The following is a 14,622-nucleotide window of genomic DNA, read 5'->3' as shown; positions in this document are numbered from 1 at the left end:
CGGGTCAGGACTGGACGTCGAACGGCCGCATCATCTCGTTGTCCTCGTGGTCCAGGATGTGGCAGTGGTACACGTACCGGCCGGGTATGTCGAAGGCGGCCTTCAGCCGGGTGGTCTCGCCCGGGTAGGCGATGACCGTGTCCTTGAAGCCGGTCTCCCAGGCCTCCGGGCCGCGTACGGTCCCGTCGGCCGCGGTGCGGCTGACGACCTGGAACTGGGTCTGGTGGATGTGGATGGGGTGGCCGTCCTCGGTGAGGTTGACCAGGTCCCACGCGCCGACCGTGCCGACGACCGGCTTCACCGAGACCGGGTCGTCCCACATCTCCATGGCGCCGGTGCCGTCCGCGTTGAGGGAGCCCAGGGCGCCGATGACCGGGGCGCCGTCGAAGACGGTGGAGTCGGCCTCGTTGAGCGAGACGGTGAAGGTCTGGCTCGCGCTGCCGAGCGCCTTGACGGCCGGCAGCTGCAGCTGCGCGGGCGGGACGCTGGTGTCGGTCGCGGCGGCGCCGACCACGATCTGCATGACCTGTCCGCTGGTCCAGTGGTCGGCGGCGGCGAAGTCGGTGTCCGGGATCCCGCCGTGGTAGGGCACGTCGGGGCCCTCGTTGATGAGGTAGAGCGTGGTCCCCGACGGCACCGCGGAGAAGTCGAGGACCAGGTCCGCCCGCTCCGCCGGGGCGATCAGCGCCTGGCTGAGCTGGGCGGCCGCGGGCAGGAACCCGCCGTCCGAACCGATCTGCCAGATCGGCAGCGCGGCGGTGGCGGGTCGGTCGGCCAGCGGGTCGGTGACGACCTTGAGCACCAGGGTGCGGGCGTTGCAGGAGTTGAGCAGGCGCAGCCGGTAGCGCTTGCGGGAGGCGTGCCAGACCGGCCAACTGGCGCCGTTGACCACGATGGTGTTGCCGAACGACTCCGGATTCCAGTAGGGGGGAACGTCAGTGACGGGTAGCCAGGGACCGCCGGCCGTGGTGTCCCCGAAGAAGGTCCGACTGGTCGGGAAGAAGAGCGAGCCGTCGCTGTTGAAGCACCGGTCCTGGATCACCAGGGCGATCTCGGCGGTACCGGAGGGCAGCACCCCGGGGGAGAGGTCGGTGCTGCCGCCGCGCAGCAGGTACATCCCGGCCAGGCCGGCCTGGACGTTGAGCCGGGTCATCCCCAGGACGTGGTCGTGGTACCAGAGCGCGGCCGCGCGTTGGTCGTTCTGGTACTGGTAGGTCGAGGAGCCGGGCTGCCACTGCGCGCCGAACCGGGCGGCCGCCTGCGCCTTGTAGGCGTCGTAGTAGCTGCCGGTGGCGGCGTAACCGGTCGGGAGGTCCGCGGCCGCGGGCAGGGTCCAGGCCTCGGGGTAGCCGTCGCTCTCCTGGGTGACGTGCGCCCCGTGCAGGTGGGTGACCAGCGGTACCGGTCCGGTGTAGGGAGCGGGGGTCGAGGTGAAGGTCGGCCGGGTGTCCCGGGCGGCGGTGCCGCCGCCGGGGTTGGCCCAGTGCAGCGTGGGATCGACGGTGAACAGGTGCGGCAGCCAGTCGCCGCCGCTGTCGACCAGGCCGTTGGTCCAGGTCACCCGGACCGGGCGGCCGACCCGCGCCTCGATCGTGTGCCCCGGGGCGTTGAAGCTGCCCGCGACGCCGGGGACGCCGTAACCCCACACCGTGGTCCTCGGGTAGGAGCCGGGCAGGATCTGCTGGCTGAACTGGCGGGCCGCGATCGAGTACACGTCCACCTGGGCCCCGCCGAAGCTGGTCGTGCCGGTGGACGGCATGACCGGCAGTCTCGGCAGTTCGGTCCGGTACTTGGGCACCGACAGCGGGTCCAGGGTGCCGCCGGGCAGCGGGTTCGGCGAGGTGACCGCGGCGACCAGGGACGCTGCGGTCGGCCGGGCGCCGCCCTGCGCGGCCCGGCCGAGGCCGACGGTGGCCACCACGGCACCGGCGGCGGTCGCACGGATCACCGTCCGCCTGGTGACGTTCGGGCCGGAGAGGTCTGAATTGTGTGAACTGGGCATGACAATCCTCCAATGCCCACCAGGGGCCAGGGAAATGCGCGCCAAGACCTATGTGCACGAATGTGCTGTATGCCGATGGGCCAAGTACTGTGGCCGGCAGTGAAGTTGGGGCACAGCGCGCTGACGCGCCGACGCAAGCCGGACTCTAGTGGTTCGGGGTCGACATGAGTAGCGGCGGCGCTGATAATTTCTTGTTTCCGCGACCTTTTTGTCAACCGTGCAGTAACTGTGTGCATAGGCCCTCGATTGGCATATGCACAATCCTGATTCGGTGCGGGATCAGGACCCGGAAACGGCGGCCGAGCGGAGGTGCAGGGCCGCGCCGGTCGCGAGAACGGTGGCCCGGCCCTCGACCTGGACCGCCCAGTCCTCGGGCAGCGCCGCCAGGCCGTGCGCGGCGCCCAGGAGGTTGCCGCAGACGGCGCCGGTCGAGTCGCTGTCGCCGGAGTGGGTGACCGACAGGGTCAGCGCACGGCGCAGGTCCGCGCTGGTCGCGTCCGGGCCGGGGGCGGCGGCCAGCAGGCAGTGCACGGCGATGGCCAGGCACTCCTCGGCGATCCAGCCCAGGCCGACCTGCTCCACCAGGTCGAAGCCCGGAGCGCCGCTCTCGGCCAGGCGCACCGCTCGCTCCAGTGCGGTGACGGTCTCCGTGGCGCCGGGGTGCGCGTCGGGCCAGGCGGCGGTCTGGGCGATGGTCCGCCGTACCGCCTCGCCCGGGTCGACGCCGTCGACCAGCCGCTGGACCAGTGCGGCGAAGGCCCCGGCCGCCAGCTGGCCGGTGGGGTGGCCGTGGGTCAACTGCGCACAGTCCGCCGCGAGTCGGAACGCCTGCTCGGGCCCGAGGCCCAGCAGTCCGAACGGGGCCGAACGCATCACCGTGCCGCAGCCCTTGGAGTCGGGATTGACGACGCCGACCTGACCGGTCGTCATGATCCTTGGAAGCTGCGGGTTCTCGACGAGTCCGGAGATGCAGGCGTTCCCCGGCGCCCGGGAGGCGTAGAGCCACGGCTCGCGCAGCAGGGAGCCCTCCTCCGCGTCGAGGGTGCCGGTCGGGCCTGACAGACGCTGCGTCAGGAACCAGCGCTGGTAGGCAGCATGGACCGCCGCGACGACCGACTCCGAGCCGGTGTCACCGCCGAGCCGGCCCTCGGCGAGCAGCAGGCCCTCGGCGGTGAACAGCGTCATCTGGGTGTCGTCGGTGACCTCGGCCAGACCGGAGTCGGCTCGCAGTACCAGACGGGTCACCCCATCGGGGCCGTGGTCGTCGAGGATCCGGTCCAGCCGCTGGAACTCCACCGGCCATCCCAGGGCGTCGCCGATGGCTCCACCCAGCAGGCAGCCCTGGATCCGGTCGAGTCGCCGCTGGTCCGTCATGTCCGTCTCCCCGATCGTCAGTTCGCGTGCCGGCAGTGACCGTACCGGCCGGAGCGACGACCCGGCCAGCGGGTTTGCCGGATGACGAGCGGTCAGTGCGGGTCTGCCGCGCCCAGGGCCAGCGGCCGGGCCGGGTCGGCGGACCACTGCTCCAGCGAGCCGTCGTAGATGCTGACGTCGTCGTGGCCGAGCAGGGTGAGGGCGAGGGCGGCGCCGGCCGCGGCGATGCCGCCGCCGCAGTACAGGACGGTGCGGGAGCCGGCCGCGTCGAGCACCGGGTCGACCAGGGCCGCCAGGCGGGCCGGGGGCAGGAAGTGGCCGGAGTCGTCCAGCAGGCCGCGGCCCGGGAGGCTGCGGCTGTCGGGGATGTGGCCGCGGCGGGTGTAGCGGGTCGGGGCGGTGCCCTCGAAGGCCGGGGTCGGCAGGGCGCAGACCAGGGTGCCCGGACGCTCGCCGCTGCTGACGGCGGCGAAGTCGTCGATGCCGGCCCACAGCTCGGGGCGCGGGCGCGGGGTGAGCGGGCCGCGGTCGGGGGCCGGGGCCGGCTCGCCGGAGGCGGTGGGGTGCCCGGCGGCCGTCCATCCCTCCCAGCCGCCGTCCAGGACCGCGGCCGGGACGGACAGGCTCCGCAGCATCCACCACAGCCGGGCCGCCCAGATGCCGCCGCCGCTGTCGTAGGCCACGACGGCGGTGCCGTCGCCCACGCCGAGCGGACGCAGCGCCGCTGCCAGCGCCTCGGGGGAGGGCATCGCGAAGTGGTACGGCGCCGCGTGGTCCGACAGGTCCGCGGTCAGGTCCGCATGCTGGGACCCGGGGATGTGCCGTTCCAGCCACTGCGGTCGCCCGCTGCCCACCTGGTAGTCGCCGTCGTACCGCGGTGACGGCAGCAGCGCGGTGGCGTCCAGCACCACCAGGTCGGGATCGCCCAGGTGGGCGGCGAGCCAGGCGGCGTCGACGAGCGGGCCGGGGAGGGAAGCGTCCATGGGGGGATGCTAGCCCCGCCGATCAGCGGTCATCGCGTGGCGTCTCGTACAGCGGGACATATTTGTCTCGCTGTACGGACGCGGCTTGCACAGGATCGGTCTCCTCCGGTTAAGGTTTCGACCATCTACGCGGGAGCCCCCAACCCGATGGGGCTGAGAGGGCGTCTGGGTCCGGTCGTGCATGTGCGCGGCGGACCCCATGGGGACGCCGACCGCATCACTTGAGCACTTCAGTGCCCGCGTAGGAGTACCGATGTCAGCAGCAGTCCTTGAGCAGATGCGTCCCCCGACGGCAGTCGCGGCGACCTCCTCCTGTTGTTGACCTGATCGGCCTCCCCCTCCCCACCCCCCTTCTGCGTTCCCTCCCACCGGGCCCTGCCGCCCGTGTGCCGCCTGCGGAGTACCCCCATGCCCCTGCCCCCGGTCCGACCCGACCGAGCCGTCCGACCCGTCCGACCTGTCCGCGTGATGCTCGACTACTTCCACCCCTGGCCCAACTCGGCCGGCTTCTACGTCGCCCGCGAGCGCGGCTGGTACCGCGAGGCCGGGCTCGACGTCGAGCTGGTGGTCCAGGACCCGGGGCGCGGCGACACCCTGGAGTACCTGTCCCGGCAGGAGGTCGGTTTCGGGGTCTTCCCGCCCAACCGGCTGCTGGCCCGGCGTGCGCAGGGACAGCCGCTGGTCGCCGTCGCCGCCGTCAACCACCGTGCGCTGGAAGCGATCCAGACCGTCGCGAGCACCGGGATCACCCGCCCGGCCGAGCTGGCCGGACGCCGGCTCGCCTACAACCCGACGCCGCGCGGCGTGGCGATGGTCCGCCACCTGGTGGCCGCCGACGGCGGCGACCCGGACGCGGTGGTCACCGTCGACGCCGGCGCGCGCGAACTGACCGTGGACGACCTCGCTGCCGGCGAGGCGGACGCCACCTTCGGCAACTACTGGGCCTGGGACGCACTCCGCGGCGACCTGCCCGAGGAGCAGCGGCGGACCTGGCCGGTCGACGAGATCGGTGCCCCGCGCTACCACAGCTACCTGCTGGGCACCTCCGAGGACCTGCTCGCCCGGGACCCGGCCCTGGTCGAGGCGTTCCTGGGCGCCACCGCCCGCGGCTTCGCCTCGGCCGCCGCCGACCAGCAGCGCACCCTGGCGTCGCTGGAGCGGGTGATCCCGTACTTCCCGCGCCCGCTGATCGCCCGCTCGCTGGCCCTGATCGCCCCCACCTGGACCGACCAGGACGGCCGTTGGGGCGTCATCGACGGGACCAGGATGGGCCCCTACGCCCACTGGCTCGCCGAGCACGGCGCGATCCCGCACGCCCGCGACTGGGAGAAGTCCTTCACCGGAGCGCCGCTGCTCGGCGCCGGGGCGCGGTGACCCGGTGGCCGGAACCGACGGCGCGGCGCGGCTCCCGCACCGGGAGTGGGGCATGACCTGCCAGGCCAGCGAGCTGACCCGGCGGATGGCGGTCGACCTGATGCGGGTCAGCAGCGCGCTGTGTCGGATGCACTGACAGCGCCCTGACGCCCCGACGCGCTCGCGTCCTGACGCCGTGACGTCCCGACGTCCTGACGCCCCGCCACCCTGCCGCCCGCATCCCGCCGTACCGCACCCCAAGGACCCCGAACCATGAGACGCCGTACCCTCCTGCGCTCCCTCCTGCCCGCCACGGCCGCCGTGTTCGTCGCCACCGGCTGCTCCTCGCAGGCGGGTTCCGGCACCGGTGCCGCCGCCGACGCCGCGGGCGCGGCCACCACCCGGGTGACCCTCGCCCTGGACTGGACGCCGAACACCAACCACACCGGTATCTACGTCGCCCAGCAGCTCGGCTGGTTCAAGGCCGCGGGCATCGACCTGAAGATCCTGCCGTACGGCAGCACCGCCCCCGAGACGCTGCTCGCCACCCACCAGGCCGACTTCGGCATCTCCTACCAGGACGGCGTCAGCACCGCGCAGGCCGCGGGGCAGGACGTGGTCTCGGTCTTCGCGATCACCCAGAAGACCGACGTCACCATCTCGGTGCGGGCCGACCGCACCGACATCACCTCGCCCAAGGACCTGGACGGCAAGACCTACGCCGGCTTCGGCGCCCCGTACGAGAAGCCGCTGCTGCAGAAGGTGATCCGGAACGCCGGCGGCAAGGGCGACTTCAAGACCGTGGTGCTGAGCACCTCCGCCTACGCGGCGCTCTACGCCGGCAAGGCCGACTTCGCGATGCCGGAGCCGACCTGGGAGGGGCTGGAGGCCAAGCTCGAAGGCAAGCCGCTGAAGGACTTCCAGCTGTCCGACTACGGCTTCCCCGGCACCTACTCCGCGCTGATCGCCTCCTCCGACTACTTCCTGAAGAAGAACCCGGCCCTGGCGAAGAAGTTCCTGGCGGTGGTGGTCAAGGGCTACACCTATGCGCTGGACCACCCGGACCAGGCCGCGGACCTGCTGGTGAAGGCCAACAAGAGCGTGCTCACCAACACCGAACTGGTCAAGGAGAGCGAGGAACTGCTCGCCAAGGAGTACTACCGCGCGAGCGACGGCAGCGTCGGCACCCAGACCGCGAAGACCTGGCAGGACTACACGGACTTCCAGTTCAACGCCGGCCTGCTGGCCGACGCCAACGGCAAGCAGCTGACCGCGTCCCCCGACGTCTCCGCCTTCTACACCAACGCCTACCTCCCGGACCAGAAGTGAGGGCCCGTCAGGCCCTGACGGCGGCCTGGCCACCGGTGCTGGTCGCGGTGCTGCTGCTGGCCGGCTGGCAGTTCTACACCACCGCCGCGCACGTCGACCCGACCACCCTGCCCAGCCCCGCCCGGGTCTGGGAGCAGGGCTGGGAGAACCGGGCCGACCTGTGGGCCAACACCCTGCCCACGCTCCAGGAGACCCTGCTCGGCTTCGGGCTCTCGTTCCTGGCGGCCTGGACCGTCGCGGTACTGCTGGACTTCTCCGCCATCGCGCGCCGCGGCCTCTATCCGCTGCTGGTGGCCTCGCAGACGATTCCGATCGTGGCGGTGGCCCCGTTGCTGATCATCTGGTTCGGCTTCGGACTGCTGCCGAAGATGCTGGTGGTCACCCTGACCACGTTCTTCCCGCTGGCCGCCAACCTGGCGGCCGGCTTCGCGGCGACCGACCGCGAGGCGATGCGGCTGCTGCGGTCGCTGGGCGCCGGACGGCTGCGCACCTTCCGGCTGGTACGGGTGCCCAGCGCGCTGCCGTACTTCTTCGCCGGGCTGCGGGTGAGCATCACCTACGCCGTGATCGGCGCGGTCTTCGCGGAGTACGCGGGTGCCGAGAGCGGCCTGGGGATCTACATGCAGGAACAGAAGAGCGCGTTCCGGACGGACCTGGTGTTCGCCGCGGTCGCGGTCACCGCGCTGCTGAGCATCGCGCTGTTCGGCGCCACCTACCTGCTCCAGCGGCTGGTGCTGCCCTGGGAGCGGGCGATGAAGCAGGAGGGACGATCGTGAGCCCGACCACGGCCGGGGAGCACCCCGGTACCGACGCACCCGGCCCCGACCTGCCCCGGCTGGACGTCCGGGGCGTCAGCAAGTCCTTCGGTCCGCTGGACGTGCTCCGCGGCCTCGACCTGTCCGTCCGGCCCGGCGAGTTCGCCGCCGTCATCGGCCCCAGCGGCAGCGGCAAGAGCACCCTGTTCAACCTGGTCTCCGGGCTGGACGCACCGGACGCCGGCACGGTACTGGTCGACGGCGCCCCCGCCGACCTGCGCTCGCGCCAGGTGGCGTACATGCCGCAGAAGGACCTGCTGTTCCCCTGGCGCACCGTGCTGGACAACACCGCCCTCGGCCTGGAGGCCCAGGGCACCCGCCGACGGGAGGCCAGGAAGCGGGCCGGCGGGCTCTTCGAGGCGTTCGGCCTGGACGGCTTCCAGGGCTCCTACCCCTTCCAGCTCTCCGGCGGCATGCGGCAGCGCGCGGCGCTGCTGCGCACGGTCGTGCTGGAGCGGCCGGTACTGTTGCTGGACGAGCCCTTCGGCGCGTTGGACTCGCTCACCCGTACGGAGATGCAGCTGTGGTTGGCCGAGATGTGGCAGCGGTACGGGTGGACCGTGGTGCTGGTCACCCATGACATCCGCGAGGCGGTGATGCTCGCGGACACCGTCCATGTGCTGTCACCGCGACCGGCCCGGGTGGTGCAGACGATCGAGGTGCCGCTGGCGCGCCCCCGGGGTCTGGCCGCTCTCGCCGACCCCGCGTTCGCGGAGACCGAACGGCGCATCCTGGACGTGCTGCAGGACCGTGACGTGCTGACTGACCGTCACGTGCCGCAGGACCGTCCGGCCCGGGCGGGCGTCCGATGAGCCGGCTGCTGGCCCACGGCATGGGCACCGAGCCGGTCGACCCGGACTGGCCGCCGCTGACCGAGGCCGAGGTGGCCGAGGTGCTGGGCCGCTATCCGGGCGGTGACGGCGCCGAGCCCCGGATCCTGTGGCGCAGCCCCCGTCCGCTCTCGGCCGCGGCGCTGGTGGCCCGGGAGCGGATCCTTTTCGTCAAGCGGCACCACTCCGCGGTGCGGACGGTGGCCGGACTCGCCGAGGAGCACGCCTTCCTGCGCCACCTGCGGGACCGGGGCGCCCCGGTGGTGCAGGTGCTGACCACGGTTGACGGTGCATCAGCCGTCGCCCTCGGCGAGTGGGTCTACGAGGTGCACACCGCCGGCACCGGCACCGACCTCTACCAGGACGCGCTGTCCTGGTCGGCCTTCACCTCGCCCGGCCACGCCCGGGCCGCCGGCGCCGCCCTGGGCCGGCTGCACCTGGCCTCGGCCGGATACCTCGCGCCGCGCCGCCGGGTGCAGCCGCTGGTCTCCTCCTTCACCGTGTTCGCGGCCGCGGACCCGGTCCGGGAGTTGGAGCGCTACCAGGCCGAACGGCCGTCCCTGGCCGAGGCGTTGGCCGAGCGTCCATGGCGTGCCGACGTCCACCGGGTCCATCTGCCGTTCCACCGCCGGCTGGCGCCGCTGCTGGGCTCGCTCGAACCGCTGTGGACCCACAACGACTGGCACGCCTCCAACCTGCTCTGGGACACCTCGGGACCGCAGGACGAGGTGTCGACGGTGCTGGACTTCGGCCTCAGCGACCGCACCACCGCCGTCCACGACCTCGCCACCGCGATCGAGCGCAACACCGTCCAGTGGCTGCAGCCCTCCTTCCCGGTCCAGTGGGAGCACCTGGAGGCACTGCTGGACGGCTACACCTCGGTCCGCCCGCTGGCCCCGGCCGAGGCGGAGGCGCTGCCGCTGCTGCTGCCCCTGGTCCACGCCGAGTTCGCGCTGTCGGAGCTGGGCTACTTCCACGGCGTCACCGGCTCGGCGGAGAACGCCGCTCTCGCCTACGAGTACTTCGTCGGCCACGCCGAGTGGTTCGCCACACCGGACGGGGCGAAGCTGCTGGAGCAGGTGGGCCGTCTCGCCGGAGGCCGTTCCGCGCACGGCACTTGACATTGCACGGTCATCGGGCCACATTCCTGACGCAGCGTCAGGTCGACCGGGCGCCAGCCCCGTCCCGCCCTGCCCGATGGAGGCCCTCCCATGTCAGAGCACGCGGAATCCGCCCACGACCCGGCGAGCCACCGTCCGTCGCGGCGTCAGGTGCTGCGCGGTGCCGGTGCCGGAGCCGGGGTGCTGCTGGCCTCCGGCCTGGCGTCGGGACTGCTGGAGCCGACCCCCGCCTACGCGGACGTGCCGGTGCTGGGCGAGTACGACGTCGTCGTGATCGGCTCCGGGGCGTCCGGGATGACCGCCGCGCTGACGGCGGCCAAGCGGGGCCTGTCCGTGGTCGTGGTGGAGAAGGCGCCCACCTTCGGCGGCTCGGCGGCCCGGTCCGGGGCGGGGGTCTGGATACCCAACAACGAGGTGATCCTCGCCGCCGGCGTCCCGGACACCCCCGCACTGGCCGCGGAGTACCTGGCCGCGGTGGTCGGCAGCGACGTCCCCTTGGCCCGGCAGCAGTCCTTCCTGCAGCACGGGCCCGCCATGATCTCCTTCGTCATGGCCAACAGCCCGCTGCGGTTCCGCTGGATGGAGGGCTACAGCGACTACTACCCGGAGCTTCCCGGCGGGATGCCCAACGGCCGCTCCATGGAGCCGGACCAGATCGACGGCAACATCCTCGGCGCCGAGCTGGCCCATCTGAACCCGCCCTATCTGGCCACCCCGGCCGGGCTGGTGGTCTTCAGCGCCGACTACAAGTGGCTGGCGCTGTCCCTGGTCAACGCCAAGGGCGCGGCCGTCGCCGCCGAGTGCCTGGCCCGCGGCACCGCGGCCGCCCTGCTCGGCCAGAAGCCGCTCACCATGGGCCAGGCGCTGGCGGCCGGACTGCGCGCCGGGCTGCTGTCCGCGAACGTCCCGGTCTGGCTGAACACCCCGCTGGTCGACCTGAACGTCGAGTCCGGCGCCGTCACCGGCGCGCTGGTGACCCAGAACGGCGCCCAAGGGCTGGTCAAGGCACGGTACGGGGTGATCGTCGGCTCCGGCGGCTTCGAGCACAACGCCGCCATGCGCAACCAGTACCAGCAGCAGCCCATCGGCACCAGCTGGACCGTCGGCGCCAAGGAGAACACCGGCGACGGCATCCAGGCCGGGCAGCGGGCCGGCGCCGCGCTGGCCCTGATGGACGACGCCTGGTGGGGACCGGCCATCCCGCTGCCCGACCAGGCCTACTTCTGCCTCTCCGAGCGCACCCTGCCGGGCGGCCTGATCATCAACGCGGGCGGGTCGCGCTTCGTCAACGAGGGCGCCCCCTACAGCGACGTGGTGCATGTGATGTACCAGCGCAACCCCACCGCGCCGGACATCCCGGCCTGGCTGATCGTCGACCAGAACTACCGCAACCGCTACCTGTTCCGGGACGTCGCGCCGACCCTGCCCTTCCCCGACTCCTGGTACCAGGCGGACGCGGTGTACAAGGCCTGGACCATCGACCTGCTGGCGGGTCAGATCGGCGTCCCCGCCGCGGCCCTGCGCTCCACCGTCAGCCGCTTCAACGGCTTCGCGCTGGCCGGCAACGACACCGACTTCCACCGCGGCGTCAGCTTCTACGACCACTACTACACCGACCCCGCGGTGGTGCCCAACTCCTGCCTGGCCCCGCTGTGGGAGCCGCCCTTCTACGCCTTCAAGATCGTGCCCGGCGACCTCGGCACCAAGGGCGGCATGGTCACCGACGCCCGTGCCCGCGTCCTCACCGCCGACGGCACCGCCATCCCCGGCCTCTACGCCGCCGGCAACGCCAGCGCCGCGGTGATGGGCCACAGCTACGCCGGCTCAGGCTCCACCATCGGCCCCGCGATGACCTTCGGCTACGTCGCCGCCAACGACATCGCCGACCAGGCCGGCGTCTGAGGCCCGTGGTGCCGCACCGCCGGCATCACGGGCAGCACCCCCGGGCCGTCAGTGCGGCAGCCTGCGGAAGCCCCATCCGCAGGTACGCCTCGCGGGCGAGGGCGTGCAGCTCACGGGCGGCCCGCTGGTCCCCCAGCTGGTGCTGGACCCGGCCGAGGAGATCCCGGCTGCGGGCCGTCTCGATGGGGTCGCCGCAGGTCTCGGCGATCTCCAGGGCCTCGTTGTGCAGCGGCAGCGCGGGTTCGGGCGTGCCCAGCGCGCTCAGCGTCTCGCCCAGGTTGTTGAGCGCCTCCGCCAGGTTGAGCGTGCCGTCGTGTGCCCGGATCAGGTCGAGTGCCGTCCGGTGGTGCCGGAGCGCCTCCTCGGTCCGGCCCTGCTCCCTGCGGACGTTGCCGATGTTGCCGAGGGCGATGCCCTCGCTGGTGCGGTCCTCCAACTGCCCGCTGAGGGTGACGGCCTCCTCGAAGCGGGCCAGGGCGGCGGCGTGGTCGCCCATCAGGAAGTGGATCAGCCCCAGGTTGTCGATGGTGATCAGTTCCCCGGTCCGGTCGTTCCCCTCGCGATCGAGGACCAGGGCCTGGCGGTGGTGTTCGAGTGCCTCGTCGAGCCGGCCCAGATGACGGCAGGTCACTCCCAGGTTGTCGAGGGAGATGCTCTGACCGATGGTGTTGCCCAGCCGCCGCTGAAGTTCGAGCGCCTCGCGGTTGAGGGCCAGCGACTCCTCCAGACGCCCCTGCCGACGGTGGATCAGACCCAGGTTCCCGACCGCGATCGCCTCGTTGGAGTCGTCGCCCTCCGCCCTGCTCAGGCGTAGCGCCTGCTCGAAGTGGTGCAACGACTGGTCCAGCCGACCGAGCAGTCCGTGCACCGCGCCCAGGTTGTTGAGCACGGCCGCCAGGGAGTCCCTCCTGCCGTGCTCCTGGAGGACCGCCATCGCCTCCTCCAGTGCGGCGAGCGCCGACTGGTAGTCCCGGAGCTGCAGATGGGTGAGGCCGATGAAGCGCAGCGCTCCGGCCTCGGCCACCACGTCGCCCGCCGCGCGCGCCAACCGCAGGGCCCGTTCGTGGAGCACCAGCGCCTGCTTGCCGTGGGCTCCGCGCTCCAGATAGCGGGCCAGGATCGCCGACAGGTCGATGGCGTGCTGCGGGAGTCCGGGCAGTCCGCTCGCCGCGACCAGGTTGGAGCGTTCGGTGTCCAGCCAATTGACGGCGGCCGTACGGTCGGTGAATTCCTCGGTCACGCCATTGGGTGGTTTGATCTCGGGACGGCGGTGGCGTTCGTGCGGGAACATCGCGTCCATCGCGATCGATGCCCAGTACCGGTAGTGGTCGAACAACTGCCGCAGCGCATTCTCGCGTTCGGCTTCCGGAAGGCTCGCGGCCTGCGCGGCACTGTGGATCCGCAGGAGGTCGTGCAGGGTGTAGCGGTCGGCCTGCAACTGCTCGACCAGATGGGCGTCGAGCAGTTCCTCCAGGCTCCGCTCGGCGTCGTCGGTCCGCAGTCCCACCAGGGCCGCCACGGCCCGGGCGTCGACGTCGGCCCCGGGCACCAGGCCGAGTTGCGCGAAGACCCGCTGTTCCTGCCAGGCCAGGTGGTTGAAGGAGGTCTGGAAGGCCGCGGCGACCGCCAGGTCGGAGGTCGCCAGTTCGCCCAACCGTCGGCGTTCGTCGCTGAGGCGTTCCACCAGCAGGGCCACGGACCAGGAGGACCGGTGCCTGAGCCGGGCGGCGGCGATGCGTATGGCCAGCGGAAGTCGGCCGCAGAGCTCCACGATGGCCGCCACCGCCTCCGGCTCGGCGTCCGCGCGGGGACCGAGGACGCGCTGGAACAGCAGCACCGCGTCGGCCGCGGAGAGCAGGTCCAGGGAGAGGCTCCGCCCGCCTTCCAGGCTGACCAGACGCCTGCGGCTGGTCACCAGGACGAGGCTGCCACCGGAACCGGGGAGCAGCGGGCGCACCTGTTCGGCCGAGGCCGCGTTGTCGATGACCAGCAGGACCCGGTGGTCCGCCAGTTCGGCGCGCCAGGCGGCGGCCCGCTCCGCCAGCCCCGCCGGGATGCTGTCGGCGCTGCGACCGTGGGTGCGCAGCAGGGTGTCCAACGCCGCCGCCGGGTCGACGGGGTCCTGCCCCACCGTGTGGGCGTGCAGGTCCAGGTAGTACTGGCCGTCGGGGAAGAGGTGCGCCAGCCGGTGGCCGGCATGGACCGCCAGCGCCGTCTTCCCCACGCCCGCCATTCCGTCGACGGCCAGCAGCGCGGGACCGGCCTCCGCGGTGGTTCCGGCGGCCTCGATGATCGACAGGACCTCCTTCTCCCGGGCGGTGAAGTCCGCCGGGCCGGGAGGAAGGAAGTTGCGTCTGGAAGTCGTGGGTGCCGCCGGCGCGGTCGCTGCAGTAGGTTCCGACGGTGCGTCAGGGGCCGTACCAGCGCTCTGGATCCGCACGCCATCGGTTGCCTGCGCCACCCGCTTCCAGGCAGCCCGCCACCGCTGCTCCTCCGGCGCCCCACCGCCGCAGGCCCGGACCAGGGCGAGGACGACCTCCAGCTTCGGCAGCTCGCGGCGGCGCGGATTCAGCGCGTCCGCGAGAGTGCTCCGCGGCACACCGCTCCTGCGTTGCAGTTCCTGGAGCGACGGCTTGCCGGCACCGACCTTCAACGCCCGCAACGCCAGAATGAACTCCCCCACACTCCCCGCCGGCTCCTCCGGAGCCGGGTCCTGCTGAATTCCGGGCATGCCGAAATGACCCATTGGTGCGCCCCCCCGTGTCCCTGGGCATGATGCCCATGACAAGAGTAGGCGACCGGCAATCCGGAGTCATCCGGAATCGTACGGACACATCCCAATGGAACGACGGGGGGCGAGGCCCCATGGGGATCGGCCGTGAATGCCGTTCGCCCTCGACGATCGCGATCGGC

General features: G+C 72.2%; 11 protein-coding genes. 7 read left to right on the top strand and 4 right to left on the bottom strand.

Translation table 11 applies throughout. The annotated features are described in order from the left end of the window. Positions 1–4: 4 nt before the first annotated feature. From ABUW04_RS30830 to ABUW04_RS30820, 3 genes are all read right to left on the bottom strand, one after another. Positions 5–2,002, bottom strand: a complete 1,998-nt coding sequence (locus tag ABUW04_RS30830; protein ID WP_380567780.1) for a multicopper oxidase family protein — start codon at positions 2,000–2,002, stop codon at positions 5–7. A 279-nt stretch (positions 2,003–2,281) separates the two neighbouring features. Continuing rightward, positions 2,282–3,376 carry an ADP-ribosylglycohydrolase family protein gene (locus ABUW04_RS30825; RefSeq protein ID WP_380567778.1) on the bottom strand — a complete coding sequence of 365 codons (1,095 nt, stop codon included), beginning with the start codon at positions 3,374–3,376 and terminating at the stop codon, positions 2,282–2,284. Between the two features lie 92 nt (positions 3,377–3,468). Further along, entirely contained in the window at positions 3,469–4,359 is an 891-nt protein-coding gene (locus ABUW04_RS30820; RefSeq protein WP_380567775.1) for a sulfurtransferase, read from the bottom strand. A gap of 468 nt (positions 4,360–4,827) precedes the next feature. On the opposite strand from ABUW04_RS30820, the gene ABUW04_RS30815 reads away from it, so the two are divergent. The 7 genes from ABUW04_RS30815 to kstD all read left to right on the top strand — a co-directional run bounded on the left by ABUW04_RS30815 (position 4,828) and on the right by kstD (position 11,709). After that, complete coding sequence (locus ABUW04_RS30815; RefSeq protein WP_030256053.1) at positions 4,828–5,733, top strand: ABC transporter substrate-binding protein; 906 nt, start codon at positions 4,828–4,830, stop codon at positions 5,731–5,733. 4 nt (positions 5,734–5,737) lie between these two features. Further along, positions 5,738–5,869: a putative leader peptide gene (locus tag ABUW04_RS30810; RefSeq protein WP_380567772.1), complete on the top strand. Its 132-nt coding sequence runs from the start codon at positions 5,738–5,740 to the stop codon at positions 5,867–5,869. 116 nt (positions 5,870–5,985) lie between these two features. Continuing rightward, on the top strand, positions 5,986–7,041 hold the full coding sequence (locus ABUW04_RS30805) for an ABC transporter substrate-binding protein (protein ID WP_380567771.1): 1,056 nt from the start codon (positions 5,986–5,988) through the stop codon (positions 7,039–7,041). Continuing rightward, the gene (locus ABUW04_RS30800; RefSeq protein WP_380567770.1) at positions 7,038–7,817 is read left to right on the top strand and encodes an ABC transporter permease; all 780 of its coding nucleotides are present in this window, start codon (positions 7,038–7,040) and stop codon (positions 7,815–7,817) included. Before ABUW04_RS30805 ends, ABUW04_RS30800 begins: the two co-directional genes overlap by 4 nt. Continuing rightward, positions 7,814–8,668, top strand: a complete 855-nt coding sequence (locus ABUW04_RS30795; RefSeq protein WP_380567767.1) for an ABC transporter ATP-binding protein — start codon at positions 7,814–7,816, stop codon at positions 8,666–8,668. Before ABUW04_RS30800 ends, ABUW04_RS30795 begins: the two co-directional genes overlap by 4 nt. Next, positions 8,665–9,807 carry a phosphotransferase enzyme family protein gene (locus tag ABUW04_RS30790; protein ID WP_380567765.1) on the top strand — a complete coding sequence of 381 codons (1,143 nt, stop codon included), beginning with the start codon at positions 8,665–8,667 and terminating at the stop codon, positions 9,805–9,807. Before ABUW04_RS30795 ends, ABUW04_RS30790 begins: the two co-directional genes overlap by 4 nt. Positions 9,808–9,897: 90 nt before the next feature. Beyond that, a complete protein-coding gene (gene kstD / locus ABUW04_RS30785) occupies positions 9,898–11,709 on the top strand; it encodes a 3-oxosteroid 1-dehydrogenase (protein WP_380567763.1) in 1,812 nt (603 codons plus the stop codon). 25 nt (positions 11,710–11,734) lie between these two features. Here the strand turns inward: kstD and ABUW04_RS30780 are convergent, their stop codons facing one another. Then, positions 11,735–14,440 (bottom strand): ATP-binding protein, encoded by a 2,706-nt coding sequence (locus ABUW04_RS30780; RefSeq protein WP_380567761.1) that lies wholly within the window; start codon positions 14,438–14,440, stop codon positions 11,735–11,737. Positions 14,441–14,622: the final 182 nt, after the last annotated feature.

Source organism: Streptacidiphilus jeojiensis (genome assembly GCF_042510965.1).
Classification (GTDB): domain Bacteria; phylum Actinomycetota; class Actinomycetes; order Streptomycetales; family Streptomycetaceae; genus Streptacidiphilus; species Streptacidiphilus jeojiensis.
The sequence above is the reverse complement of the archived record's forward strand: the minus strand, read 5'-3'. Positions and strand labels throughout refer to the sequence as shown.

Coding starts and splice junctions, on each gene's coding strand:
- ABUW04_RS30825 (WP_380567778.1), bottom strand. CDS start 3,376: ATGACGGACCAGCGGCGACTCGACCGGATCCAGGGCTGCCTGCTGGGT.
- ABUW04_RS30790 (WP_380567765.1), top strand. CDS start 8,665: ATGAGCCGGCTGCTGGCCCACGGCATGGGCACCGAGCCGGTCGACCCG.
- ABUW04_RS30830 (WP_380567780.1), bottom strand. CDS start 2,002: ATGCCCAGTTCACACAATTCAGACCTCTCCGGCCCGAACGTCACCAGG.
- ABUW04_RS30820 (WP_380567775.1), bottom strand. CDS start 4,359: ATGGACGCTTCCCTCCCCGGCCCGCTCGTCGACGCCGCCTGGCTCGCC.
- ABUW04_RS30815 (WP_030256053.1), top strand. CDS start 4,828: ATGCTCGACTACTTCCACCCCTGGCCCAACTCGGCCGGCTTCTACGTC.
- ABUW04_RS30805 (WP_380567771.1), top strand. CDS start 5,986: ATGAGACGCCGTACCCTCCTGCGCTCCCTCCTGCCCGCCACGGCCGCC.
- ABUW04_RS30780 (WP_380567761.1), bottom strand. CDS start 14,440: ATGCCCGGAATTCAGCAGGACCCGGCTCCGGAGGAGCCGGCGGGGAGT.
- kstD (WP_380567763.1), top strand. CDS start 9,898: ATGTCAGAGCACGCGGAATCCGCCCACGACCCGGCGAGCCACCGTCCG.